This is a genomic window from Amycolatopsis sp. NPDC049691, from assembly GCF_040675005.1.
Lineage (GTDB): Bacteria > Actinomycetota > Actinomycetes > Mycobacteriales > Pseudonocardiaceae > Amycolatopsis.
Genome location: NZ_JBFANX010000010.1, coordinates 25475 through 48803 on the forward strand (window position 1 = coordinate 25475; position 23329 = coordinate 48803).

Annotated in this window: 29 protein-coding genes; 12 read left to right on the plus strand and 17 right to left on the minus strand. The window is 73.9% G+C overall.

Annotation, left to right across the window (positions count from 1 at the left end; translation table 11 throughout):
* Nucleotides 1-14: 14 nt before the first annotated feature.
* A complete protein-coding gene (locus AB0J40_RS23205) occupies nt 15-1025 on the plus strand; it encodes an aldo/keto reductase (RefSeq protein WP_364456358.1) in 1011 nt (336 codons plus the stop codon).
* Nucleotides 1026-1199: 174 nt separating this feature from the next.
* On the opposite strand, the gene AB0J40_RS23210 is transcribed toward AB0J40_RS23205, so the two are convergent.
* The 4 genes from AB0J40_RS23210 to AB0J40_RS23225 are packed head-to-tail and all read right to left on the minus strand — an operon-like array spanning nt 1200 to nt 6548.
* A complete protein-coding gene (locus AB0J40_RS23210; protein ID WP_364456360.1) occupies nt 1200-2288 on the minus strand; it encodes an SWIM zinc finger family protein in 1089 nt (362 codons plus the stop codon).
* Nucleotides 2285-4795 carry a DEAD/DEAH box helicase gene (locus AB0J40_RS23215; protein WP_364456362.1) on the minus strand — a complete coding sequence of 837 codons (2511 nt, stop codon included), beginning with the start codon at nt 4793-4795 and terminating at the stop codon, nt 2285-2287. The genes AB0J40_RS23210 and AB0J40_RS23215 overlap by 4 nt, the downstream gene beginning before the upstream one ends.
* A 44-nt stretch (nt 4796-4839) precedes the next feature.
* On the minus strand, nt 4840-5622 hold the full coding sequence (locus tag AB0J40_RS23220) for an ABC transporter permease (protein WP_364456364.1): 783 nt from the start codon (nt 5620-5622) through the stop codon (nt 4840-4842).
* A complete protein-coding gene (locus AB0J40_RS23225) occupies nt 5619-6548 on the minus strand; it encodes an ATP-binding cassette domain-containing protein (RefSeq protein ID WP_364456366.1) in 930 nt (309 codons plus the stop codon). Before AB0J40_RS23225 ends, AB0J40_RS23220 begins: the two co-directional genes overlap by 4 nt.
* A 79-nt stretch (nt 6549-6627) precedes the next feature.
* Between AB0J40_RS23225 and AB0J40_RS23230 the strand changes: the two genes are divergently transcribed.
* Nucleotides 6628-7404, plus strand: coding sequence for a TetR/AcrR family transcriptional regulator (locus AB0J40_RS23230; protein ID WP_364456368.1), 777 nt, complete (start codon nt 6628-6630; stop codon nt 7402-7404).
* On the opposite strand, the gene AB0J40_RS23235 is transcribed toward AB0J40_RS23230, so the two are convergent.
* Nucleotides 7387-8556 carry a cytochrome P450 gene (locus AB0J40_RS23235; protein WP_364456370.1) on the minus strand — a complete coding sequence of 390 codons (1170 nt, stop codon included), beginning with the start codon at nt 8554-8556 and terminating at the stop codon, nt 7387-7389. The two genes, AB0J40_RS23230 and AB0J40_RS23235, sit on opposite strands and share 18 nt — an antisense overlap.
* Before the next feature lie 86 nt (nt 8557-8642).
* Here AB0J40_RS23235 and AB0J40_RS23240 point away from each other — a divergent pair, with 86 nt between their 5' ends.
* Genes AB0J40_RS23240 through AB0J40_RS23260 form a run of 5 tightly spaced genes read left to right on the plus strand, consistent with a single transcriptional unit; the run spans nt 8643 to nt 12581 of the window.
* Nucleotides 8643-9713, plus strand: coding sequence for a TetR/AcrR family transcriptional regulator (locus AB0J40_RS23240; protein WP_364456372.1), 1071 nt, complete (start codon nt 8643-8645; stop codon nt 9711-9713).
* A gap of 20 nt (nt 9714-9733) precedes the next feature.
* Nucleotides 9734-11008: a sigma-70 family RNA polymerase sigma factor gene (locus tag AB0J40_RS23245; protein ID WP_364456373.1), complete on the plus strand. Its 1275-nt coding sequence runs from the start codon at nt 9734-9736 to the stop codon at nt 11006-11008.
* The gene (locus tag AB0J40_RS23250; protein WP_364456375.1) at nt 11005-11763 is read left to right on the plus strand and encodes an alpha/beta hydrolase; all 759 of its coding nucleotides are present in this window, start codon (nt 11005-11007) and stop codon (nt 11761-11763) included. The genes AB0J40_RS23245 and AB0J40_RS23250 overlap by 4 nt, the downstream gene beginning before the upstream one ends.
* Complete coding sequence (locus tag AB0J40_RS23255) at nt 11764-12096, plus strand: YciI family protein (RefSeq protein WP_364456377.1); 333 nt, start codon at nt 11764-11766, stop codon at nt 12094-12096.
* Nucleotides 12096-12581 carry a GyrI-like domain-containing protein gene (locus tag AB0J40_RS23260; RefSeq protein ID WP_364456378.1) on the plus strand — a complete coding sequence of 162 codons (486 nt, stop codon included), beginning with the start codon at nt 12096-12098 and terminating at the stop codon, nt 12579-12581. Before AB0J40_RS23255 ends, AB0J40_RS23260 begins: the two co-directional genes overlap by 1 nt.
* Here the strand turns inward: AB0J40_RS23260 and AB0J40_RS23265 are convergent, their stop codons facing one another.
* Nucleotides 12582-13031 carry an anthrone oxygenase family protein gene (locus tag AB0J40_RS23265; protein WP_364456848.1) on the minus strand — a complete coding sequence of 150 codons (450 nt, stop codon included), beginning with the start codon at nt 13029-13031 and terminating at the stop codon, nt 12582-12584.
* A gap of 105 nt (nt 13032-13136) precedes the next feature.
* Here AB0J40_RS23265 and AB0J40_RS23270 point away from each other — a divergent pair, with 105 nt between their 5' ends.
* Complete coding sequence (locus AB0J40_RS23270) at nt 13137-14063, plus strand: AraC family transcriptional regulator (protein ID WP_364456380.1); 927 nt, start codon at nt 13137-13139, stop codon at nt 14061-14063.
* Here AB0J40_RS23270 and AB0J40_RS23275 read toward each other — a convergent pair.
* The 6 genes from AB0J40_RS23275 to AB0J40_RS23300 all read right to left on the minus strand — a co-directional run bounded on the left by AB0J40_RS23275 (nt 14035) and on the right by AB0J40_RS23300 (nt 18031).
* A complete protein-coding gene (locus AB0J40_RS23275) occupies nt 14035-14439 on the minus strand; it encodes a nuclear transport factor 2 family protein (protein ID WP_364456382.1) in 405 nt (134 codons plus the stop codon). The two genes, AB0J40_RS23270 and AB0J40_RS23275, sit on opposite strands and share 29 nt — an antisense overlap.
* On the minus strand, nt 14436-14867 hold the full coding sequence (locus AB0J40_RS23280) for an SRPBCC family protein (protein WP_364456384.1): 432 nt from the start codon (nt 14865-14867) through the stop codon (nt 14436-14438). Before AB0J40_RS23280 ends, AB0J40_RS23275 begins: the two co-directional genes overlap by 4 nt.
* On the minus strand, nt 14864-15208 hold the full coding sequence (locus AB0J40_RS23285; RefSeq protein ID WP_364456385.1) for a metalloregulator ArsR/SmtB family transcription factor: 345 nt from the start codon (nt 15206-15208) through the stop codon (nt 14864-14866). The genes AB0J40_RS23280 and AB0J40_RS23285 overlap by 4 nt, the downstream gene beginning before the upstream one ends.
* A 39-nt stretch (nt 15209-15247) precedes the next feature.
* The gene (locus AB0J40_RS23290; protein WP_364456387.1) at nt 15248-16249 is read right to left on the minus strand and encodes a hypothetical protein; all 1002 of its coding nucleotides are present in this window, start codon (nt 16247-16249) and stop codon (nt 15248-15250) included.
* Between the two features lie 250 nt (nt 16250-16499).
* Nucleotides 16500-17690, minus strand: coding sequence for an RNA polymerase sigma factor (locus tag AB0J40_RS23295; protein ID WP_364456389.1), 1191 nt, complete (start codon nt 17688-17690; stop codon nt 16500-16502).
* Nucleotides 17687-18031, minus strand: coding sequence for a YciI family protein (locus AB0J40_RS23300; protein ID WP_364456391.1), 345 nt, complete (start codon nt 18029-18031; stop codon nt 17687-17689). The genes AB0J40_RS23295 and AB0J40_RS23300 overlap by 4 nt, the downstream gene beginning before the upstream one ends.
* 104 nt (nt 18032-18135) lie before the next feature.
* Here AB0J40_RS23300 and AB0J40_RS23305 point away from each other — a divergent pair, with 104 nt between their 5' ends.
* Both AB0J40_RS23305 and AB0J40_RS23310 read left to right on the plus strand, forming a co-directional pair.
* Nucleotides 18136-18927 carry an alpha/beta fold hydrolase gene (locus AB0J40_RS23305; RefSeq protein ID WP_364456393.1) on the plus strand — a complete coding sequence of 264 codons (792 nt, stop codon included), beginning with the start codon at nt 18136-18138 and terminating at the stop codon, nt 18925-18927.
* Nucleotides 18928-18936: 9 nt separating this feature from the next.
* A complete protein-coding gene (locus AB0J40_RS23310) occupies nt 18937-19971 on the plus strand; it encodes a site-specific integrase (protein WP_364456395.1) in 1035 nt (344 codons plus the stop codon).
* Between the two features lies 1 nt (nt 19972).
* Here the strand turns inward: AB0J40_RS23310 and AB0J40_RS23315 are convergent, their stop codons facing one another.
* On the minus strand, nt 19973-20134 hold the full coding sequence (locus tag AB0J40_RS23315) for a hypothetical protein (RefSeq protein ID WP_364456397.1): 162 nt from the start codon (nt 20132-20134) through the stop codon (nt 19973-19975).
* Nucleotides 20135-20160: 26 nt separating this feature from the next.
* On the opposite strand from AB0J40_RS23315, the gene AB0J40_RS23320 reads away from it, so the two are divergent.
* Both AB0J40_RS23320 and AB0J40_RS23325 read left to right on the plus strand, forming a co-directional pair.
* Nucleotides 20161-20670: a CGNR zinc finger domain-containing protein gene (locus tag AB0J40_RS23320; protein ID WP_364456399.1), complete on the plus strand. Its 510-nt coding sequence runs from the start codon at nt 20161-20163 to the stop codon at nt 20668-20670.
* A 117-nt stretch (nt 20671-20787) separates the two neighbouring features.
* Entirely contained in the window at nt 20788-21564 is a 777-nt protein-coding gene (locus tag AB0J40_RS23325) for an SGNH/GDSL hydrolase family protein (RefSeq protein ID WP_364456401.1), read from the plus strand.
* Here AB0J40_RS23325 and AB0J40_RS23330 read toward each other — a convergent pair.
* The 4 genes from AB0J40_RS23330 to AB0J40_RS23345 are packed head-to-tail and all read right to left on the minus strand — an operon-like array spanning nt 21544 to nt 23312.
* Nucleotides 21544-22152 (minus strand): TetR/AcrR family transcriptional regulator, encoded by a 609-nt coding sequence (locus AB0J40_RS23330; RefSeq protein ID WP_364456403.1) that lies wholly within the window; start codon nt 22150-22152, stop codon nt 21544-21546. The genes AB0J40_RS23325 and AB0J40_RS23330 overlap by 21 nt on opposite strands.
* Nucleotides 22133-22609 carry an SRPBCC domain-containing protein gene (locus AB0J40_RS23335; protein ID WP_364456404.1) on the minus strand — a complete coding sequence of 159 codons (477 nt, stop codon included), beginning with the start codon at nt 22607-22609 and terminating at the stop codon, nt 22133-22135. The genes AB0J40_RS23330 and AB0J40_RS23335 overlap by 20 nt, the downstream gene beginning before the upstream one ends.
* Nucleotides 22606-22926 carry a metalloregulator ArsR/SmtB family transcription factor gene (locus AB0J40_RS23340; RefSeq protein WP_364456406.1) on the minus strand — a complete coding sequence of 107 codons (321 nt, stop codon included), beginning with the start codon at nt 22924-22926 and terminating at the stop codon, nt 22606-22608. Before AB0J40_RS23340 ends, AB0J40_RS23335 begins: the two co-directional genes overlap by 4 nt.
* A complete protein-coding gene (locus AB0J40_RS23345) occupies nt 22926-23312 on the minus strand; it encodes a VOC family protein (protein WP_364456408.1) in 387 nt (128 codons plus the stop codon). The genes AB0J40_RS23340 and AB0J40_RS23345 overlap by 1 nt, the downstream gene beginning before the upstream one ends.
* Between the last annotated feature and the right edge of the window lie 17 nt (nt 23313-23329).

A 23329-nucleotide genomic window follows, 5' to 3' on the forward strand; every position in this document is an offset into this window, starting at 1 on the left:
CCCGAGGAGTCTCCATGCAGTACCGCACCCTGGGCCGGACCGGCATCCAGGTCAGTCCCTACGCGCTGGGCACCCTGATGTTCGCCACGTCGATCGGCAACGCCGACCCGGGCGACTCCGCCCGCGTCCTGCACAAAGCGCTCGACGCCGGCATCAACTTCGTCGACACCGCCGACGCCTACGGCGACTCCGAGGAGGTCGTGGGCAAGGCACTGGAAGGCCGCCGCGACGACGTCGTGCTCGCCACGAAGTTCGGCCGCCCGACCGGCCAGGACCCCAACCACCAGGGCGCGTCCCGGCGCTGGATCGTCACCGCCGTCGAGAACTCCCTGCGGCGCCTGCGGACCGACCACATCGACCTCTACCAGCTGCACCGCCCCGACCCCGGCACCGACATCGAAGAAACGCTCTCCGCGCTGAGCGACCTGCTGCGCAGCGGGAAGGTCCGCGCGATCGGCGCGTCCGGAACCTCCGCCGGCGGCATCGTCGAGACCCAGTGGGCCGCCGCCCGGCGCGGCCTGACCGGATTCCACACCGAGCAGCCGGTCTACTCCCTGCTCAACCGCGGCATCGAGCGCGAAGTCCTGCCCACCACCCAGCACTTCGGCATGGGCACCCTGGTCTGGGGCCCGCTCGGCCAGGGACTGCTCACCGGCCGGCCACCCGGCGAGCTGCGCCGCGCCGGCCTGGTCCGCCACTTCGAGGACGAAACCCGGGTGAGCACCGCCGGGAAGTTCGCCGCCCTCGCCGCGGAAGCCGGCCTGCCCCTGACCCACCTGGCGATGGCGTTCACCATCACCCACCCCGGCGTGACGAGCGCGCTCCTGGGCGCCCGCACACTCGCTCACCTCGACGACCTGCTGGCCGGCGTGGACGTCACCCTCTCCGACGACCTCCTCGACCGCATCGACGAGATCGTCCCGCCCGGCACCGACATCGGCGTCCTCGACCAGACCTACCAGCCCCCGGCACTGCGGCAGCCGGGCCTGCGCCGCCGGCCGCTCGCCGATCGCGCCGCCGCGTAGACCGCCGGAAACCGGGCGGGCGCGCGGGAAGACCGGCCCCGCGCGCCCGCACCCCCAGTGGGCCCCGGCGGAAAAGGCCGCCGTCGCGGAGAGGAGACAACGAGGATCACGCTGGATACCGCGGAATCCGACGAAAATCCCTGGCCGGACGCGAACCGGCCCCGTGAAGAACCCTCAGCCGATCAGCAGTCCCGGATCGGACTCCGGCGGACCCGACGGCCACCACTCACCGCCCTCGCGGCGGTACGGGTGCCAGCGGCCCGCGCGGTCCAGCCGCAGCTGCACCTCCCCGGCCGTGCACCGGTTGCGCTCGAACACCGGCTCCTCGTCGGCGAGCGCGGCCCGCGCCGCCGCCAGTGCCGCCTTCGGCGGAGTCCACGCCGAATCCAGGACCTCCAGGCCGGCCCGCCCGCCGTGCGTCCAGGCCGCCACCGCCCGCTCGAACTCCGGCCCCCCGCCCAGCCGCGCGGCCACCGAAGGGAACTCCGCGGCCAGCCGGACGGCGTCGGCCCGCCGCCCCGGCCACGGCTCCCCCGCCAGCACCGCGCGGGCCTGCGCCGCGGCATGAGCCGTCAGCAGCGCGAACACCTCCGCGGGCACACCCGGCGCGGCCGGGATCGACGGCGCACCGGACGGGGTGAACTCCGCCAGGTCCGGCAGCACACCCGGCGTCCGGTCCCCGACCGCCGGCTCCTCCCGCGGCGCCGTGCGGCTCTCCAGCTCCTCCCGGATCTCCCGTTCGCCCCTGCCACGCATCAGCAGCAGCACGAACGGGTCCGCGTCCAGCAGCCACGACGCCTGGAACGACAACGCCGCCGCGTGCCGGCACGGCAGTTCCCAGCCCGGGCAGTCGCACTCGGGATCCAGGTCCCCGATCCCCGGCAGCAGGTGAACGCCGGCATCGTCGGCCGCCGTCACCAGGTCGTGGGGCATGTCCCGGTCCAGCAGCGCGGCCAGGTGCCCGGCCCGCGAAGCCACCCGGTCCAGGAACCGCGTCCAGTCCGCATCCGAGAGCACCGCCAGCCGCAGCTCGGTCCGGAACGGGCCACCGTCGGCGTCGTCGACCGCCGCCGCGATCCGGCCCGGGCTCACCGTGATCGGCTCGACCAGCCCGGCCGCGGCGTACTTGCGCCCGGCCTTGAGCTGCCGCAGGTCCAGCGCGGTGTCCTCCATCGCGCGCACCCACGCCCGCCCCCACCACGTCCGGGCCAGGCGCCCGCCCGCGCCGAACGCGGGGAAACCCCGTACCGCCTCCTCGCTCATCCGCGGCTCCTCAGCTCGACGAGCTCCGCGAGCTCGGTGTCGGTCAGTTCCGTCAACGCCGCCTCACCGCCGGCCAGCACCGCCTCGGCCAGCGCCCGCTTCTCCCGCAGCATCGCCGCGATCCGGTCCTCCACCGTGCCCTCGGCCACCAGCCGGTGCACCTGCACCGGCCGCGTCTGCCCGATCCGGTAGGCCCGGTCGGTCGCCTGGTCCTCGACCGCCGGGTTCCACCAGCGGTCGAAGTGCACGACGTGGTCGGCGCGCGTCAGGTTCAGTCCCGTCCCGGCCGCCTTGAGCGACAGCAGGAACACCGGCACCTCACCGTCCTGGAAGCGCTGGACGAGCTGTTCCCGGCGGAAGACCGGGGTGCCGCCGTGCAGCAGCTGCGTCCCGATCCCACGCGCGGTGAGGTGCTGCTCGAGCAGCCGGGCCATGGCGACGTACTGGGTGAACACCAGCACCGCGCCGCCCTCGGCGAGGATCGTGTCGAGCAGCTCGTCGAGCAGGTCGAGCTTGCCCGACCGGCCACCGGGCTCCTTGAGGTACTGCGCGGGGTGGTTGCAGATCTGCTTGAGCGCGGTCAGCAGCTTGACGATCCGGCCGCGCCGGGCCATCCCGTCGCTCGCGGCGATGTCGGCCATCATCTCCCGCACCACGGCCTCGTACAGCGCCACCTGCTCCGGGCTCAGCGCCACCGGATGGTCGGTCTCGGTCTTGGCCGGCAGCTCCGGCGCGATCCCCGGATCGGACTTGCGGCGCCGCAACAGGAACGGCCGCAGCAACCGCGCCAGCCGGTCGGCTGCGACCGCGTCCCCGGCCTCGATCGGTTTCGCCCAGCGCGCCCGGAACTCCGGCAACGACCCCAGCAGGCCCGGCGCGGACCAGTCGAGGATCGCCCACAGCTCCGAGAGCGTGTTCTCCACCGGCGTGCCGGTCAACGCCACCCGCGCGGCCGCGGGCACCAGCCGCAGCGCCTTCGCCGTCCCCGACCGGTGGTTCTTCACGTGCTGGGCCTCGTCGGCCACCAGCAGCCCCCACCGGATCCCGGCCAGCGGCGCTGGATCGGCCCGCAGCGTGCCGTAGGTGGTCAGCACGAACCCCTCGACGTCCTCGAGCGAGCGGGCGGTGCCGTGGAAGCGCCGCACCGGCACCCCCGGGGCGAACCGGCGGATCTCGCGTTCCCAGTTGCCCAGCAGCGACGCCGGGCACACCACCAGCGTCGCCCCCGACGCCCGGTGCAGGTGCAGCGCGATCAGCGTGACCGTCTTGCCCAGCCCCATGTCGTCGGCCAGGCACCCACCGAGCCCCAGGCCCGTGACCGTGGCCAGCCACTGCAGCCCGCGCAGCTGGTAGTCCCGCAGCGTCGCCGCCAGCCCGGCCGGGGGCGCCTGGGGCTCCGGCGGCGCCGACAGCCGCTCCCGCAGCCGCGCCAGCCAGCCCTCGGTGACGACGTCGACGTGTTCGCCGTCGACCTCGGTGGTCCCGGTCAGCACCGCACCCAGCGCGTCGACCGGCGTCAACGGCTTGAGCGACCGGTCCCGCGCCTTCGCCGCCAACGCGGGATCGACCAGCACCCAGCGGTCGCGCAGCCGCACGACCGGGCGGCGGGCCTCGGCGAGCGCGTCCAGCTCCGCCTCCGTCAGCACCTGCCCACCCAGCGCGAGCTGCCAGTCGAAGGCCAGGGCCCGGCCGCCGCCGAAGAACGACGGCAGGTCGCCCGGCGCGTCCCCGGCGTGCACCACCGCCCGCGCGGTCAGCGACGCCGTCAGCTCCGCCGGCCAGTGCACGTCGATGCCGGCCGCCGCCAGCCGCGGGGCCGCGGTCGCGACCAGCTCGGTCACCTCGTCCCCGGCCAGCGCCAGCTCGTCGGGCACGGCCGAGGTGAGCAACGGGCTCAACGCCGGCCACACCTGCGCGCCCCGCCGCAGCGCCAGCACGACGTCGATGCGCGCCCGCGGCCCGAACCGGCCGGTCTCCCACAGCTGTGCCGCGTCGGCGACCTCGCCCGGCTCGGCCAGGCTGTGCACCTGCACCACGGCGTGGAAGCGGCCGGTGTCGAACCCGTCCGGCGCCTCGACGCGCAGCGACACCCGGATCCCCGAGTCGAGCCCGGCCGCCAGCTCGTCGGCCCAGTCCCGCAGCGGCTCCGCCCGCTGCGGGGCCACCGCGGCGAACAACCGCGTCCCGGCCGCCTTCGCGGCGGCCGGTGTGCGGGGCAGGGTGTCGGCGACGGCGTCGAGGAACGCCCGCAGCAGCGGGCCCGGTGCGCGTTCGTCCACCGGCATCGCCGCCGCCAGGTCCCGCAGCCACGCCGCTTCCCCCGGCTCCAGGGGGCCGACGCGCCAGGCGTCGTGCCCGGCGTCGGTGACCCCCGGCAGCAGCCGGCCGGCGGCGACCAGCCGCAGTGCCGCTTTCGCCGCCGTCGCCCAGAACTCCGCGGCCGGGCCGGTGGCGGTCAGCAGCTCCGGCAGACCGTCCACAAGGGACACCCGGCGCCCGTCGAGCACCAGCCGTCCCGCGCGCGGTGGTTCGCCCGGTTCGAAATCGGCGTTCAGTTTCCCAGCCTCCCGTATCGACGGACCGACAGCGGCACGAACACCGCGAGCAGCACCAGCGGCCAGACCACCGCCATCAGCACCGGGTGCGCGCTCACCCAGGACGTCCCGGCCGCGCCGGGGTTGCCGAACAGCACCCGCGCCGCGGTCACCGTCGAGGACAACGGGTTCCACTCGGCCACGGTTCCCAGCCACGCCGGCATCGTCGCGGTCGCGACGAACGCGCTGGAGAGGAACCCGAACGGGAACTCCAGCGTCTGCGCGAGCGTCACCATCGACGGGTCCGTGGTCAGCAGCCCCAGGTAGATCCCGGCCCACACCAGCGCGGTGCGCAGTAGGAGCAGCAGCCCCAGGGCCGCGAGCGTCTCGGCGAGGCTGCCGTGCGGGCGCCAGCCGACGGCGAACCCGCACCCCAGCAGCACCGCCAGGGCGAGCACGGCGTTCACCAGGTCCGCCGCGACCCGCCCGGTGAGCACCGCCGACGGCGCCATCGGCAGCGACCGGAACCGGTCGGTGACGCCCTTGCCGGCGTCGTCGAGCACCGCGACCATCGTGCCCGACAGTCCGAAGGCCATGGTCATCGCGAACATCCCCGGCATCAGGAACTCGCGGTAGGAGCCACCGCCGGGCACGGTCATCCCACCGCCGAGCAGGTAGGCGAAGATCAGCACCATCAGGATCGGGAACGCCACCACCGTCGCCAGCCGCGCCGGGCGCCGGGCCAGCTGCGCGAGGTAGCGCCCGGTCAGCGTCCAGCCGTCTGCGAGAGCCCACCTCATCGCGCCGCCTTTCCGGTCAGCTCCAGGAACACTTCGTCCAGCGTCGGGTGCCGCAGCGCCACGTCGGCGACGGCCAGTTCGGTCGCGGCCAGCTCGCGCACGAGGTCGGTCAGCATCGACGGCTCGGCCGGGGCGCTCACCCGCAGCTCCTCGGTGACCGGCTCGGCGCCGGTGACCCGGGCCAGCACCGCCGTCGCGGCGGCCACGGCGTCCGGATCGGTCAGCGCCAGCTCGATCCGCGTCGCCCCGAGCGAACCCTTCAGCTCGGCCGGAGTGCCTTCGGCGAATACGCGGCCGTGTTCGACCAGTGAGATGCGGTCGGCCAGCCGGTCGGCCTCCTCCAGGTACTGCGTGGTGAGCAGGACGGTGGTGCCGTCGGCGACCAGCGACCGCACGGCCCGCCAGACCTCGGTGCGGCTGCGCGGATCGAGGCCGGTCGTCGGCTCGTCGAGGAACAGCACCCGCGGGGCGGCCAGCAGCGACGCGGCCAGGTCCAGCCGTCGCCGCATCCCGCCGGAGTAGGCCGAGACCGGCTTCGAGCCGGTGCCGGCCAGGCCGAAGCGCTCGAGCAGGTCGTCGGCGCGGCGCGCGGCCTCGCGCCGGCCCAGGTGGTGCAGCCGGCCGAAGAGCACCAGGTTCTGCCGCCCGGACAGGATCTCGTCGACCGCGGCCTGCTGGCCGACCAGCCCGATCGCCGACCGCACTTTCGCCGGTTCGGCGGCGACGTCGAAGCCGGCCACGCGCGCGGTACCCGCGTCGTGGCGCAGCAGCGTGGACAGCACGCGCACGGCCGTGGTCTTGCCCGCGCCGTTGGGTCCCAGCAGGCCGTGCAGCGAGCCGGCCGGGACGGAGAGATCGAACCCATCGAGGGCGTACGCGTCGCCGTAGCGCTTGCGAAGTCCCTCGGCGTGGATCTGCGGAGTCATCAAGCCCCTTAACTCTGTACTGTGTACGAAGAAAAGCGTAGCACAACTCTGTACGGCGTACGAGAATCCGGTGGGCAGAATGAGCGGCGTGAGCACCGAGGACAACGGCGACGGCGACCCGCGACGGGCGATCGAGCTGCTCTGGGGCGTCTCCGCGCCCCCGCGGCGCGGCCCGAAACCGAAGCTGACCACGGCCGACGTCGTCCGCGCGGCCATCGCGCTGGCCGACGCGGACACCATCGACGCCGTCACCATCCGCCGCGTCGCCGAACAGCTCGGCGTCTCCCCCATGTCCCTCTACACCTACGTGCCGGGCCGGGCCGAGCTGCTGGACCTGATGATCGACCACGCCCACGGCGAACTGCCCGTCCCCGACCCGCGCCTGAGCTGGCGCGACGCGCTGACCGCGATCGCCGAAGACCAGTGGGCACTGTTCCACCGCCACCCCTGGCTGCTGCAGGTCACCACCAGCCGCTCGGCGCTGGGCCCGCACAGCTTCGCCAAGTACGAGCACGAACTGCGCGCGGTCGAGGGCATCGGACTGGACGACGTCGAGATGGACGCCGCCGTCGGCCTCGTCACCGGGCTGGTGCGGACCACCGCGCGCAGCTCGCTCGACGCCGCCCGCCTGGTCCGCACCAGCGGCCTGACCGACGCGCAGTGGTGGGAACGCGCCGCGCCGGTGCTCGCCGGCATCCCGGCCGCCGCGGCCGAGCACTACCCCCTGGCCTCCCGCGTCGGCCAGGCCGCGGGCGAAGCCCACAACGCCGCCGAAGACCCGGCCTACACCTTCCGCTTCGGCCTCGCCCGCGTCCTCGACGGCATCGAGGTACTGGTGTCAGAGCGTCAGCGGTAGCTTCGCCGGCCGCCACGTCCCGCCGTCGGGAGCGCGCGGGACGTCGCCGGCCAGCGCCAGGTCCGGGAACCGCCCGAACAGCGCCGAAAGCGCCACTTCCGTCTCCACCCGCGCGATCGACGCGCCCAGGCAGAAGTGCGGGCCGTGGGAGAACCCGAGCTGCGCGGGCCCGGTGCGCGTGACGTCGAGGCGGTCCGCGTCGCCGAACACGCGCGGGTCGCGGTCGGCGGCCACCATCGCCGCGGTCACCCGCTCGCCCGCACGGATCAGCTGCCCGTCGATCTCGACGTCTTCGCGGGCGAACCGCGGCGTGGTCAGCAGCTGCGGGCTGCAGAAGCGCATCAGCTCCTCGACCGCACCCGGCCACAACCCGGGGTCCGCGCGCAGCAGCTCCAGCTGCTCGGGGTGGCGCAGCAGCGCTTCGACGGCGTTGGCGATCAGGTTCACCGGCGTCTGCCCGGCCAGCACCAGGTGCCAGACGAGCGTGACCAGCTCGGTGTCGGTGAGCCGGTCGCCGTCCTGGGCGTGGACGAGGTCGCCGATGAGGTCGTCACCCGGTTCGGCCCGGCTGCGCGCCACCGCCTCCTTCGCGCCCTCGATGATCGCCGGGATCGCGGCCGCGAAGTCCGGGCCCATGCCGCCGGCGACCGCGGCGCCGTACTCGCGCCAGCGCGGCCGGTCGGCCTCGGCGATACCGGCCAGCTCGCAGATGACGTCCATCGGCAACGGCCGGGCGAAGTGCGGCACGAGGTCCACCACGCCGTCCTCGGCGTGGCCGGGCAGCTCGTCGAGCAGCCGGTCGGTGAGTGCCGCCAGTCGCGGCCGCAGCTGCGCCGCGCGCTTCGGCGTGAACGCCGGCGCGACCAGCCGCCGCAGCCGCAGGTGCTGGGGGCCGTCCTGCTCCGCCATGGTCCGCATGTACTCCAGGCAGTGCTCGGGGATGCCCGGTGGACGCAGGAAGCTCTCGGACCGGACCTCGAACCGCGGGTCGGCGAGCATCGCCCGCGCCTCGCGGTAGCGGGTCAGGGCCCAGAACGGGCCGAACCCGGGGATGACGAGCTTGGCCAGCGCACTCGCCTCACGGGCCTGGTCGTAAGCGGTGAACGGGTCAGTCAGGACCGTGACGTCGGTCAGGTCGATCTCGGGGGTCATCCACCACTCCAGATGTTGATATCAGATGTTCTTATCATTTCAGTGGTCACGGTATCTTGGCTCGCGACGCCGCGGCAAGGAGGACGATGGTCAGGCTCAGCAGAGCGGAAACCCAGGAACGCAACCGCGCGAAGGTGCTCGCCGCCGCCCGCGACGAGTTCGCCCGGCGCGGCTTCCGCGACGCCAAGATCGACGTCATCGCCGAACGCGCCGAGCTCACCCGCGGCGCGGTCTACTCCAACTTCCCCGGCAAACGGGCCCTGTACTTCGCCGTCCTGGCCGACCTCGCCGAACGCGCCCCCCGGGCCGCCACCCCGCCGGCCGACCCCACCGCCGCCGGCGCGCTGGCCGCGTTCGCCCGCGCCTGGGTCGCCCGCCTGCCCCTGGCCACCGACACCGACAGCGGCGAAGCCCGCCTCGGCCGCGACCTGCTGCCCGAAATCCTCGCCGACGAGCACACCCGCCGGCCGTTCGCGCAGCTCATGCGGGTCGACGCGATCCTGCTCGGGCTCGCACTGGAACGGCTGCGCCCGGACCGGCGCCTCGTGCGCGTCGCCGAAGCCGCGCTGACGACGCTGCACGGCGCGAGCCAGCTCGCCGCGGCCGCACCCGGCTTCGGCGAACCGTTCCACATCGTCACCGCCTGCACCGCCCTGCTCGACCTGGACCTCGACGACGACTGGCCGGCCACCCCGCCCATCACCACCCGGGCCCGGCCCGCCGACGAGCCCTGGACCCCACCCGCGGCGACCGACCTGCTGACCGGCGAGACCTTCCGGCCCGGCGACGGCGTCGTCACCGTCCTCGGGCTGCACCGCGCGTCCGCCTTCGAAGAAGCCGTGCGCACCGGCGCCGACGTCACCACCGTGCTCGTCACCAGCGACCCCGGCGAACTCACACCCCTGGCCCGGCTCGCCGTCGCCGACCTGCGCGGCTGCCTCGACCAGGCCGTCCCGCCCCCGGCCCGGCCCCGGCTGCGGCTGGTCTGCGACCCGGCCGGCGAACTCGCCGCGGCCGCCGGCGTCACCGCGGTCAGCGACGCCACCGAAACCGCCGTCCGCGTCGAAGCCGGCCGGATCGTCGCCCGAGCCGAAGGGTTCGGCGCCTGCCACGCCGCGGCTGTCGGTTCCGGCCCCGGTCGTTCGTCGGGTGGGTGACCCGGCGCGAAGGAGGCACGGTGGACGTCGAGACCGCGGTCGCGGAGGCGTTCCGCGAGGAGTGGGGCCAGGTCGTGGCCACGCTCATCCGGATCACCGGTGACTGGGACCTCGCCGAGGAGTGCGCGCAGGACGCGTTCGCCCTCGCCCTGCGCACCTGGCCCCGCGACGGCGTCCCGGACCGGCCCGGCGCCTGGCTGACCACCGCCGCCCGCAACCGCGCCACCGACCGGCTCCGCCGCGACACCGCCGGCGCCGCCAAGCTGCGGGAGGCCGCGCTGATGCACGTCCCCGACTCCCCGGACACCGACGACTCCGGCGTCACCGACGACCGGCTCCGGCTGATCTTCACCTGCTGCCACCCCGCGCTGGCCACCGAAGCCCAGGTCGCCCTCGCCCTGCGCACGCTGGCCGGCCTGTCCACCGCCGAGATCGCGCGGGCGTTCCTCGTCCCGGAAGCCACCATGTCCCAGCGGCTCGTGCGGGTGAAGCGCAAGATCAAGGGCGCCGGGATCCCCTACCGCGTCCCGCCCGCGCACCTGCTGCCCGAACGCACCAACGCCGTCCTCGGCGTGCTGTACCTGACGTTCAACGAGGGCTACTCCGCCAGCGCCGGACCCGCCCTCCTGCGGCCCGACCTCGCCGCCGAAGCCGTCCGCCTCGCCCGCGTCCTGGCCCGGCTCATGCCCGACGAACCCGAGGTCCTCGGCCTGCTCGCGCTGATGCTGCTGCAGCACGCCCGCCGCACCACCCGAACCGGCCCCGACGGCGAACTCGTCCCGCTCGAAGAACAGGACCGCACCCGCTGGGACGCGGCCGAAATCGCCGAAGGGACCCGGCTGCTGGAAACCGCGCTGCGGCGCCGCCGGCCCGGGCCGTACCAGATCCAGGCCGCCATCGCCGCCTGCCACGCCACCGCCGCCCGGCCCGCCGACACCGACTGGGCCCAGATCGCCGGCCTCTACGGCGAGCTGCGCAAGTACGTCCCCAGCGCCGTCGTCGAGCTCAACCGGGCCGTCGCGGTCGGCATGGCCGACGGCCCGCTCGCCGGTCTCACCCTGCTCGACGAGCTGGACCTGCCCGGCTACCACCTGCTGCCCGCCACCCGCGCCGACTTCCTCCGCCGCCTCGGCCGGTCCGCCGAAGCCGCCGAGTGGTACGCCGCCGCACGCGACCTCGCACCGACCGACGCCGAGCGCGACTACCTCACACGAAGAATCTCGGAGGTGGTGTCGGTCCCGGGCGAGCCCGTTCGTCGGTCGGGCGAACCACGAAAACCGGAGGAACGCCCATGACCACCCTCGCCGTCCCCGGCGCCACGCTCACCTACGACGTCACCGGCCGCGGCCCCGCCCTGCTGCTGGTCCCCGGCGGCCCCGCCGACGCCGCCGTCTTCACCGCCATCCGGCCGGTGCTGGCCGAGGACCACACCGTCGTCACGTTCGACCCCCGCGGTCTCGGACGCAGCCCCCTCGACGGCGAATCCGACGGCGACACGATCGGCGAACACGCCGACGACGTGCACCGCCTGCTCACCGAGGTGGGACCCGCGGACGTGTTCGCCAGCAGCGGCGGCGCCATCACGATGCTCGACCACGTCATCCGCCACCCCGGCGACGTCCGCACGGTCGTCCTGCACGAACCGCCGGTCACCCGCTACGCACCCGCCGCGGACGGCCCCGACATCCCCGCCCTCTACCGCGACCACGGCCTCGCGACGGCCTTCGCCGCGTTCATGGCACTCCTGGGCATCGACCCCGCACCGCCGCTGGACCCGCACGCCGAAGGCAACTTCGCCTACTTCTTCGGCCGGCTGATGCCCGCCACCGGCGCCTACGACCCCGACCTCGACGCGCTGCGGGCCACGTCCGCGCGGCTCGTCGTCGCCGTCGGCGCGGAGTCCGGCGGGCAGCTCGCCCACGAAGCCGGCCTCGGGCTGGCCGCCGACCTCGCCCTGAAGCCGGAACTGTTCCCCGGCGACCACGGCGGCTTCGCGGCCGAACCCGACGCCTTCGCCGCGCGCCTGCGCGACGTACTGGAAGGACGCTGAATGCGGTACCTGCTCCTGATCGCCGGCGACGAAACCGCCGAAGAACACCAGTACGACGGCTGCGACGGCTGGGGTGAGGACCTCGCCCGCCGCGGCAAGATCCACGGCGGCGGCGGCCTGCGCCCGCCGTCGGAAGCCACCACGATCCGCGTCCGCGACGGGGAAGTGCTGCTCACCGACGGGCCCTTCACCGAAGCCAAGGAACAGATCGGCGGCTACGTCGTCCTCGACTGCGACGACCTCGACGAAGCCCTGGAGATCGCGGCCAAGCACCCCGCCGCGACCTACGGCAGTATCGAGGTCCGTCCCGTCTTCGTCCCGGAGGAGCCCTGATGCCGTCCATTGTGGACCGGTCGGCCCAGCCCTACGTCGCCGAGCGCGCCACCCTCGGCCTCGAGGAGTTCCCGCGCATCGCCGACCGGCTGCCCCCGCTCATCGGCACCCTCGCCGGGCACGGGATCGTCCCCGCCGGGGCGCCGTTCTTCCGCTACCGGGTCCTGCACCCCGGCATGCGGTTCACCGTCGAAGCCGGCGTCCCGATCGAGGGCGGCTTCACCCCGGACGAACCGGCGTTCCGCGGCGACGTCCCGGCCGGCAAGTACGTGCTCGACACCTACGTCGGCGCCCCCGACGGCCTGGCCGCCGCGACCGAAGCGGTCCTGGCCTGGGGCGCCGCCGAGGGCGTCACGTGGGACGTCACCGAAGGCCCCGACGGCGAAGAGTGGGGCGGGCGGCTGGAAGTGCTGCGCACCAACCCCCTCGAAGTGCCCGACCCCGCCCAGTGGGTCACCGACCTGCTCTTCCGCCTCGCGGACTGATCAGCGGTCGGTGAGCACGGCCGCGACCAGGCAGCCGAAACCGGCCGTGCTCACCACCGCCCGCAGCACGTTCCACCGCACCCACCCGGCCTCGAAGCCCGCCCGCACCGCCGCGTAGTCGTCACCGCCGGACTCCAGCGCGTTGTTCAGCGGGATGTTCACCACCCCCGTGATCACCAGCATCGCCACCAGGCACGCGAACCCGGCGATCACCCACGGCCGCGGCCCCGGGTTCAGGAAGATCGCCACCCCAGCCAGCAGCGGGGCCCCCAGGAACGTCAGCAGGAAGACCGGGTTGACGATCGCGGCGTTGATCCCGCGCATCGCCTCCACGAACGTCCTGTCGTCCCCGCGCCCGATCCCCGGCATCACCGAACACGCGTAGGCATAGAACAACCCGGCGACCAACCCGGCCGCGACCAGCGCGGCCACCAGCACCACAGTGGACATCCGGCGCTCCCTCCTCGTAGTCATGCCCTCGAGTCAACCCCGTCGCAGTGAGACTCTCCATAGTTCACAGGCTAGAAAGCATGTTCCAGCGTCTACACTGCAGCCATGGACCCGCTCGCCGCGCTCCTCGACGGCCCCCGCGCCCACGGCGCGTTCCTGCTGCGCTCGGTGCTGACCCCGCCGTGGTCGCTGCGCATCGAGGACCGGGCGCCGCTGACCGTGGTGCCGGTGGTGCGCGGCGAGGCGTGGATCGTCCCGGACACCGGCGAGGCCGTCCTGCTGGGCGAAGGCGACGTCGCCATCGCCCGCGGCCCGGACCCGTACCTGGTCGCCGACCACCCCTCGACCCCGCCGCAGGCGCTGATCCTGCCCGGCCAGGAGTGCCGCACCCCCGACGGCGCCCACCTGACCGACTACGCCGACCTCGGCGTCCGCACCTGGGGCACCGGCGGCCCGGTCGTGCTGCTCACCGGCACCTACGGCATGGCGGGGGAGATCAGCAAGAAGCTGCTGGCCGCGCTGCCCGCGTTGATCGTGCTGCGGGCCGCGGACTGGCCGACACCGCTGGTCGCGTTGCTGGCCGGCGAAATCGGCCGGGACGTGCCGGGGCAGGAAGCCGTCCTCGACCGGCTGCTCGACGTGCTGCTGATCGCGGCGCTGCGCGCGTGGTTCGACCGGCCCGGCACCCCCGCACCCGCCTGGTACCGCGCCCACCGCGACCCGGTCGTCGGGCAGGCCCTGCGGCTGCTGCAGCACCAGCCCGCCGAGCCGTGGACGGTCGCGAAGCTCGCCGCGAACACCGGCGTCTCCCGGGCCGCGCTGGCCCGCCGCTTCGCCACGACCGTCGGCGAGACACCGATGGCCTACCTCACCGGCTGGCGGCTGGCCCTCGCCGCGGACCTCCTGCGCCAGCACCCGGAAGCGACGATCGCCGCGGTCGCCCGCCAGGTCGGCTACGGCAGCGCGTTCGCGTTGAGCGCGGCCTTCAAACGCGAGTTCGGCGTCAGCCCGCAGCGGTACCGGACGGCGTGAGCGGCACCGAACTGTGCTCGTGCACGATCTTCCAGCCCGCCTCGCCGCGGCGGAACCCGAGGGTGGCGCGCACCGCCATGTCCACGTCGGTGCCGTCGGTCATCGTGCCGCGCACCTGGAACACGTAGTGCGCGAACCCGGCATCCCCGTCGGCGACCACTTCGAGATCCCGGATCCGCAGGTCGATCGACGTTCGGTAGGCGCCGAACCACTCCCGCAGCCGGTTCCGTTCGACGTCCTGGCCGGTGTCGCGAAGCGGGCCGAGCGCGTCGAACAGCGTCACGTCCTCGGCGTACTGGGCCACCAGCGTCTCCACGTCCTTCGCCGCCACGGCCGCGACCCGGGATTCGACGAGGGCGGTGAGCGCCGCGGTCATCGGAGGGCCTCGCCGAGCCGGTCGAGCCAGTCGCCCGTGCCCTGCTCGCGCCACGCCGGCTCTTCGGCGCCGTCGAGGAACGTGCCCTGCTCGGTCAGGACCAGCCGGGTGCCCTCGCCGTCGGCCGCCAGCTCGACGGTGGTGATCGAGACCGTGGCCAGCGTCTTGCCGCCGGCGAGCGTCGTGGCGTAGACGATGCGCTGGTCGGGCACGATGTCGTGGTAGGTCGAGACGACCGACAGCGGCGTGCCGTCCGGGCCCGCGGCCTCGACGGTCTCCCGGCCGCCGACCCGGAAGTCCAGCTCGTGCGATCCCTCGGGGACGAACCAGCGGCCCTTCGCGGCCGGATCCGCCCACGCGGCGAACACGCGCGACGGCGGGACGGGGTAGGTGCGTTCCAGCGTGAAGGTGGCGTGCGTGACGGTCATGTCGTGCTCCCTTCCGAGGTACCGGGCGGCTCGGCGAGGAAGTCGCCGAGCCGGTCGAGCCTGCTCTCCCACGTCGTGCGCTGACGGCCCAGCCAGTGCTCGCCGTCGCGCAGCACGGCCGGCTCGATCCGGCAGGTGCGGACCCGGCCGACCTTCTCCGACCGCACGATCCCGGCGGATTCGAGCACCTGCAGGTGCTGCACCACGGCGGCGAGCGACATGGTCAACGGCTCGGCGAGCTCGCTGACCGACGCCGGCCCGCGCACGAGCCGCTCCACCAGCGCCCGCCGCGTCCGGTCACCCAGGGCGCGGAACACCAGATCCAGCTCATGGTCAAGCATGTACTTAAGTTATGACCGTCGAGCTCGATAGTCAAGTAACTACTTAAGCATTGCCGCGACCTCTTCCGGCAGGTCCAGTCCCGGCGTCTCGCGCAGGACCGTCAACACCCTGGTCAGCGCCCGTTCCGCGGCATCGGCGCGGCCGGCGCAGTCCCGCAGTTCGGCGCCGAGGTTCGTGGCGGTCTCGTGCATCGACCGGACGGTCTGCTCGTGCGTCGCCTGTAGCTCGGCCAGGCGCTCGTCGAACCGGGCCCGCAGGCGGTCGGCCTCCGTCCGCGCCTGGTCCTGGGCGGCTTGGTGGGCAGTAGCTGCCTTGGTCAGCTCCTCGTGGGCGGCGTCGAGCCGCGCGGTGGCGGCATCGGCCCGCGATTCGGCCGCCTCGAGCCGCAGCGCCGTCGTCTCGGCGCGGCTCTCCGCGGCCTGGCTGCGGCCGCGTTCCTCGTCGAGGGCCACCCGGACGGCCGCGAGTTCGGCGGTCAGCGTCGCGATCGTCCCGGCGCGCTCGCCGGCGAGGGCGGCAGCGGCATCGGCTCGTTCGGCGACCCGGGCCAGCTCGTCGCGGACGGCGGCCAGCTGCCCTTCGGCGCGCTGCCGCTCGTGGAGGGCCTCTCGCTGGGCGCCGCGGGCCGCGTCCCGCTCCCGGATCGCCGCCGCCTTCTCCTTCTCGGCGGTCGCCGCGGCGGCGGAGGCTTCCTGGGCGGTCTCGCGGGCTTGGGCGGCATCGGCTTCGGCCAGCCCGCGCCGGAGGCGGTGCTCGTCGGCCTCGGCCAAGGCGGCGTCCCGTTCGGCGAGGGCGGTCGCGGTGGTGGCGTCCAGCTGGTGGCGCAGGGTCGTGAGCGTCTCGACGAGGCCGCGCGCGGGTTCGAGCACGCGGTCGACCTGCCCGGCGAGCGCGGTGACGGCGGTGTCGTCCAGCTCGGTGTCGCTCTCCCGCAGCGATTCGGCGTCCGACAGGACGGCCTCGGCGTCCCGGCAGGACAGGTTCCGCCGTCCCCAGGTCTTCCCGTCCTGGCAGAACCGCGCCCGGCTCCCCCGGCCCACGGCCGGCGGCAGCGGCGCTCCGCAGCGTCGGTACTCGCATATCCGCGGCTGACCAGCATCTTCTGTCATGATCGAGAGCCTATCAAAGCTTCTAATGAAAACTAGAAGCATCTGTTCAAAATTAGAAGAGAATGTCCAAGCTGGCTGAGTTTGGATAAGGTCACATATCCGAACCCAGAACCAGGCAGGAGGACCTTGGGGTTCAAGAGGGGAGAATCGGGGCCGCGAAAAACTGGGACCCCTCCGATCGTCAACCGAGCGTTGACGCGCGCTTCCGTTCCAGCAGAGCCCGCTCGGCCGAGTTGTGCGTGAGATCGATGGCCGCCGTGTAAGCCGCCACCGCTTCCCCATTCCGGTCCAGCCGGGCCAGCAGGTCCGCCCGGATCGCGTGGAACAACGGGAACCGCGCCAGTTCCAGCTCGTCCACCAGTGCCAACGCGACGGCAGGACCGTCGACCTCGGCGACGGCCACCGCCCGGTTCAACGCCACCACCGGCGTCGGCGTGACCGCCAGCAGCTGGTCGTACAACGCCTTGACCTGCGACCAGTCCGTCGGCGCGTCGCTGTGCACCGCTTGGATCGCCGCCTGGATCTGGTACGGACCCGGCCGGCCGCGGCGCAGGCACCGCCGGACGATTCCCTGCCCTTCGGCGATCAAGTCCGCGTCCCAGCGGGACCGGTCCTGCTCGGCCAGCAGCACCACCTCGCCGGACGCGGTCGTGCGGGTCGCGCGGCGGGCGTCGATCAGCAGCATCAGCGCGAGCAGGCCCTGCACCTCCGGCTCGTCGGGCATCAGGCCGGCCAGGACGCGGGTGAGGCGGATCGCCTCGCGGCACAGGTCGTCGCGGACCAGATCCTCCCCCGCGCTGGCCGTGTAGCCCTCGTTGAAGATCAGGTACAGCACGGCGAGCACCGCCGACAGCCGCGCGGGCAGGTCGGCGTCCTGCGGGACGCGGTACGGGATGCCCGCGTCGCGGATCTTGTTCTTCGCCCGGACGATCCGCTGGGCCATCGTGGGCTCGGCGACCAGGAACGCGCCGGCGATCTCCGCGGTGGTCAGCCCGCCGAGCAGCCGCAGGGTCAGCGCGACCTGGGTGGGGCGGGCGAGTGCGGGGTGGCAGCAGGTGAAGATCAGCCGGAGCCGCTCGTCGGGCACGGCGCCCTCCTCCACTGGCTCTCGTTCGGCGTGCAGCAACGCCGCTTGGGCGTGTTTGTCCGCGCCGGCCGCCTCGCGGCGCAGCCGGTCGATCGCGCGGTTGCGGGCGGTGGTGATGATCCAGCCCGCCGGGCTGGGCGGGATCCCGGTTTCCGGCCACCGCCGGACCGCCTCGGTGAAGGCGTCCTGCACGGCCTCCTCGGCGATGTCGATGTTGTCGAACACGCGCACCAGCACCGATACGGCGCGGCCGTACTCCGCGGCGAAGACCTCCTCGACGGTCATCCGGCGAACGGCCGCACCTCGACCGGCAGCGGCGCGACGGCGTCGGCGAGCCGGCTGCCCCAGGCGAGCGCCGCGTCGAGGTCGGGCGCGGTGATGATCGTGAACCCGCCGAGGTGTTCCTTGCCCTCGGTGAACGGGCCGTCGGTGACGACGGTGTCGCCGTTGTCCGCGCGCAGCACGGTCGCGGTCGACGGTGGGTGCAGCCCGCCGGCGAACACCCAGGCCCCGGCCGCCTTGAGGTCGGCGTTGAGCGCGTCGAGCTTCTTGACCACGCCGTCGAGGACGTCCGGTGGCGGGGTCGGCCCGTCGGGCTGGTAGATGCTGAGCAGGTACTGCTTCACGTCGGCTCCTTTCGCTGCCGTCACCGCCCATACGAACGCCGCCCGGCCGGATCGACAACCTCCGCGGACGAATTTTGCGTGGACGCCGCTGGAAGGATCAAGACATGAGGCTCCGCGCGTCCGACCACGAAACCACCGTCACCGCCCGCGGCACCCGCGGGCCCGCCGTGCTGCTCGTCCACTCCCTCGGCGTCGACCGCCGGATGTGGGACCCGGTGCTCGACCGCCTCGCCCGGGGGCGCCGCGTGTTCGCCTACGACGTGCGCGGGCACGGCAGCGCCGCCGGAGCGCCGCTGCCGTTCACCATGGCGGCCGCCGGCGCCGACCTCGTGGCCGTGCTGGACGCGCTCGAGCTGGACACCGCCCACGTCGCCGGGCTGTCGCTGGGCGGGGCGATCGCGCAGACCGCCGCCGTCGCCGCGCCACAGCGCTTCGCCTCGCTGACGCTGATGGCGGCGCCGGACCGGCCGGTGCCCGAGGCCTTCGAGCAGCGCGCGCGGCTCGCCGAAACCGACGGCATGACCGCGCTCGTCGCGCCCACGCTGGACCGCTGGTTCACCCCGGAAGCCCTCGAAGCGGACACCGAGGGCGTGCGCTACGCCCGCGAGTGCGTCGCCTCGTTCGATCCGGCGATCTGGGCTTCGATCTGGCGCGGCTACGGCGGGCTCGACGTCTACGAACGGCTGCGGGACTTCCCGGCGCCGGTGCTGGCGCTCGCCGGGGACGCGGACGCGTCGATCCCGGTCGAGGGCATGGCCGCCATCGCCGGCCGGATCGGCGGTGGCGCGAAGTTCGAGGTCGTCGCCGGGGCCCCGCACCTGCAGACCCTGGAACGCCCGGACGAGGTGGCCGACGCCCTGGACCGGTTCCTGCCCGCGGAGATCGACATCCCGTAACCTCGGCGCGTGCCCGAGCTGGAACCGGTGACCGCCGCCGCCCTGAGCCCGCAGGACCGGCTCGCCCTGCTCGACGAGGCCGCCGCGCGGCACGTCGACGAGCAGCGGCCGCCCAACACGCTCAAGGCCTACGCCCAGGACTGGCAGGTCTGGCAGGACTACACCGCCGAGGCCGGGATCCCGCCGCTGTCGGCGTCGATCGGCGCGCTCACCGGGTTCGTCGTGTGGCTCGAACGCGGCCGGACCCTGCGGCCGGACGAACGCGCCGTGCCCGAAGTGCCCGAGCGGGCCGCCCCGGCGGCGCCGTCGACGATCGAACGGCGGCTCACCGGCGCCCTCGCCGGGCTGCGCCACCACAAGGTCGTCGTCGACCCGGAAGCGAGCCGCGCGGCGTGGCGAGCGCTGAAGGGCTATCGGCAGCGGCTGGCCCGGGAAGGGATCCAGCGCGGCCGCGGCAAGGCCACCATGGTCACCCTCGCCGACCTGCGGGCGATGTCGCGGGCCTGCCCGGACACCCTGGCCGGCGCCCGTGACCGGGCGATGCTGCTGATCGGGTTCCCGATCGCCGCCCGGTGCTCCGACCTGGCGAACCTGCTGGTCACCGACGTCGAACCGGTCGACGACCGGGGGCTGGCGGTGACCGTGCGGCACGGCAAGAGCACCGGCGCCATGGTCGTCCCGCGGCGCGAGAGCCCCGACACCGACCCGGTGCGGGCGTGGCACGCGTGGCGCTCCGGCGCCGGGATCACCGAGGGGCCCGCGTTCCGCCGGGTCGACCGGCACGGCAACGTCGGCGAGCCGGCGCTGAGCACCACCGGCGTCAACCAGATCCTCACCCGGGCGGGTGTCCGCGCGGGCCTGCCGTACCCGGTGACCGGGCACTCGCTGCGGTCCGGGTTCGCCACCGAGGCCCGCCGGGCCGGGGCCGACGACCTGGCGATCGCCGACCAGGGCCGGTGGGTGCGCGGCAGCCGCGCGCTGTACGAGTACATCCGCCGCGTCGACCAGTGGAACGACAACGCCGCGGGCGTGCTCGACCTGTGAGTCACGGCGTCCGCGTGGCGCCGACGACCTCGCCGTCGAGGCGGGCGAGCCAGCTGCCGCAGACGCAGCGCACGTACTCGAGCCGGTGGGTGGCGGGCCGGGCCGCGGTCGCCGGCAGTTCGGCCAGCGGCCAGCCGCAGCGGGGGCAGCGGTTTCCGTCCATGCCCCCGATCGTGCTGTAATGGCATTGTGCACTTCAACCCTTACGGTGGCCCGGCCGCGCTCGTGGCCGCCGACCTGGTCAACGCCGGGTCGGCGAGCGAGCTGCTGGCCGGGATGGTCCGCAACGGCATGGCCATCCCGGCGCTGACCGACGCCGAGGCGACGCGGATCGCGGACTGGGCAGGCCGGCTGCGACCGGTGTTCGCCGCCGAGCCGGCCGACCGTCCGCAGCTGGTCAACGACCTGCTGGCCGAAGCGGCGTGCCGCCCGTACATCACGACCCACGACGGCAAGCCCCCGCACCTGCACTACTCGGCCGCCGACGCCGGACCGGTGGGGCGCGTCCGCGCGTACACCGCGGGCGGGCTGGCCCACCTGGTGTGCGAGGCGCCGGACCGCTTGGGCATTTGCGGCCGCGAGGGGTGCGAAGTGGCGTACGTGGACACGTCCCGCAACGGCCGCCGCCGGTTCTGCTCGACCCGCTGCGCGACGCGGGTGCACGTCGCCGAGCACCGGGCCCGGCAGGTCGGCGCTTGACGGCTCGCCACCCCCACGACCGTCGGCGTGGGTGCGTCGGTGTGCACCATGAGCGCCGCGACCGCGGGCAGCGATCCGGCGGAAGGCTCGTGGCAGGGGCCCGCTTAGACTGCTGACATGAGCAAGCGCTTAGTGGCCATGGGGGACTCGTTCACCGAAGGTGTCGGCGACGACGACCCGGCCGCCCCGAACGGTGTGCGCGGCTGGGCCGACCGCGTCGCCGAACAGCTCGCCGAGCGCGAGCCCGGCTTCCGGTACGCCAACCTCGCCATCCGCGGGAAGCTGCTGCCGCAGATCCTCGGCGAGCAGCTCGAACCGGGCCTCGCCATGGCACCCGACCTCGTCACCCTCTACGCCGGCGGCAACGACCTGATGCGGCCGAAGGTCGACATCGACGCGCTCATGGCCGACTACGAAACCGCCGTGGCCCGGATCCGCGCGACCGGGGCCGAGCTGGTGCTGTTCACCGGCGTCGACGGCGTCGAGGACGCGCTGTTCCGCAAGATGCGCGGCCGGGTCGCGATCTACAACGAGTTCGTCCGCGCCATCGCCACCCGCCACGGCGCGCACCTGGTGGACATGTGGGCGATGCGCCAGTTGCGCGACCGGCGGTTCTGGGCGCCGGACCGCCTGCACCTCAACGCCTACGGCCACACCGAGATCGCCATCGCGGTCCTGGCCGCCCTGGGCGTCGAGCACCCGCTGAAGGGCGCCGAACTGGGGCCGCGCGAGGTGCTCAGCCCGGCCGCGCGCCGTAGCCAGAACCTGCAGTGGGCCCGCGAACACGCGCTGCCGTGGGTGCGCCGCCGGCTGCGCGGCGAATCTTCCGGGGACACGCTCACCGCGAAGCGCCCGACGTTGGCGCCGGTGGACTCAGCGCCGCTCCCCCGCTAACGGGCGCAGGCCGTCGAAGAGGATCGTCACGGCCCGGTCGCGCAGCCGCGCGTCCGGGCCCGCGTACTCCGCGGCCTTCGCCACGCCGATGATGACCGTGATCAGCTCGCCGGGAACGAGGTCCTTACGGACCGCGCCCGCGGCCTGGGCCCTCGACAGCAGCACCCCGAGCGCGCCGAGCAGCCGGTCGCCGATCTCCGACTTCGCCTTCGGCACGGTGACCCCGGCGGCGGTGAGCGCCTCGAAGTAGGCGTTCTTCGCGCTGGACATCTCGATCCAGCCGGCGAGGAAGGTGAAGAACGCCGCCCCCGGGTCGGCCGAGTCGGCCGCCACGACGGCTTCGGCCTCGTCGGCGAAGCGGTGCAGGCGGGCGACCAGCACGGCCTCGAGGAGGGCTTCCTTCGTCGGGAAGTGCCGGAACACCGTGCCGATGCCGACGCCGGCGGCGCGGGCGACCTCTTCGGTCGGTGCCCCGGTGCCCTTCGCGGCGAACACGCTCTCGGCCGCCTCCAGCACGCGCGCCCGGTTGCGCCGGGCGTCGGCGCGCAGTGGTTTCGATTCGGTCGGGTCAGCGGCGGCGGGGGTCACCTTCCGATCGTATCGGGGCCGGGTCGTCGAGGGTGTCCAGCAACCGGGCCAGTGCGCGCGGCACGTGGGAGCGCCAGCCACCGCCCATGATGCGCCGGGAGACGCGCTGGAACTCGTCGTCGGGGTCGAAGCCCTCGTGGCTGAGGAACAGCCGGGTGCCGGTGCCCTCCGGCTCAAGCCGCCAGGTGACCGTCCACTGCGGACCCCAGCGGATGGTGAGCTTGCGCTCGGGCTCGACTTCCAGGACCTCGCACGCCACCGGGCCGCCGGTGAACCCGGCCGCGGGCACCGGCTCGGCCAGCAGCTCGAACCGGTGCCCCACCACGGGTTTGATGTCGTTGGGCATGGTGATCCAGCGCTCCAGCAGGTCCGGTTCGGTGAGCGCGCGCCAGACCTTGCGGGCCGGGTGGGCGAGGAACTGGTCGACGTGGATCGCGGTCGGGTCGTCGTCGGTCACAGGTCCTCCTCCTCGTCGAGCAGGTCACGCAGGTTCGCGAGCTTGCTGCGCCAGAACCGCTCGTAGGGCGTCAGCCAGTCGGCGACCTCTTCGAGCGGGGCCGCGTCCAGCCGGTAGACGCGGTTGCGGCCCTGCCGCTGCTCGCTGACCAGGCCCGCTTCGCGAAGCACCCGAAGGTGTTCCGAGAGGCTGGGCCGGGCCATGGCGAACCGCTCGGCGATCGCCCCGGCCGCCATCGGGCCGTCCAGCAGCAGCCGCAGGACCTCCCGCCGCGCCGGGCTGGCGAGGGCGGCGAAGACGTCGTCGTTGACCGGCATCAGTTCGGGACGTTCCCGAAGTCCGACGGCTGGAGCAGGCCGATCGCGTGGCCGTCGAGGTCCCGCAGCGACGTCGTCCGCCCCCACGGCCGTTCCTCCGGATCGGCGACCTCGACGCCGGCCGCCCGCAGCGCGGCGACATCGGCGTCGAGGTCGGTGGTCTGCAGCTGGAAGTGCCGCGGGCCCGGCTCGATCCCGGTGACCTGCTGGTCGGTCAGCACCACGCCGGTTTTCCCGCCCTTCGGGGCGACCAGCACGAACCGGCCGCCCTCGGGCGTGCGGCGGTCGACGAGCGCTTCGAAGCCGAGCTTGCCGACGTAGAACTCGCGCGCGCGGGCGTGGTCGGCGACGGGCAGGGTCAGGAACTGCACGTGGGTGATCGTCATGCCGCCGACAATACGTA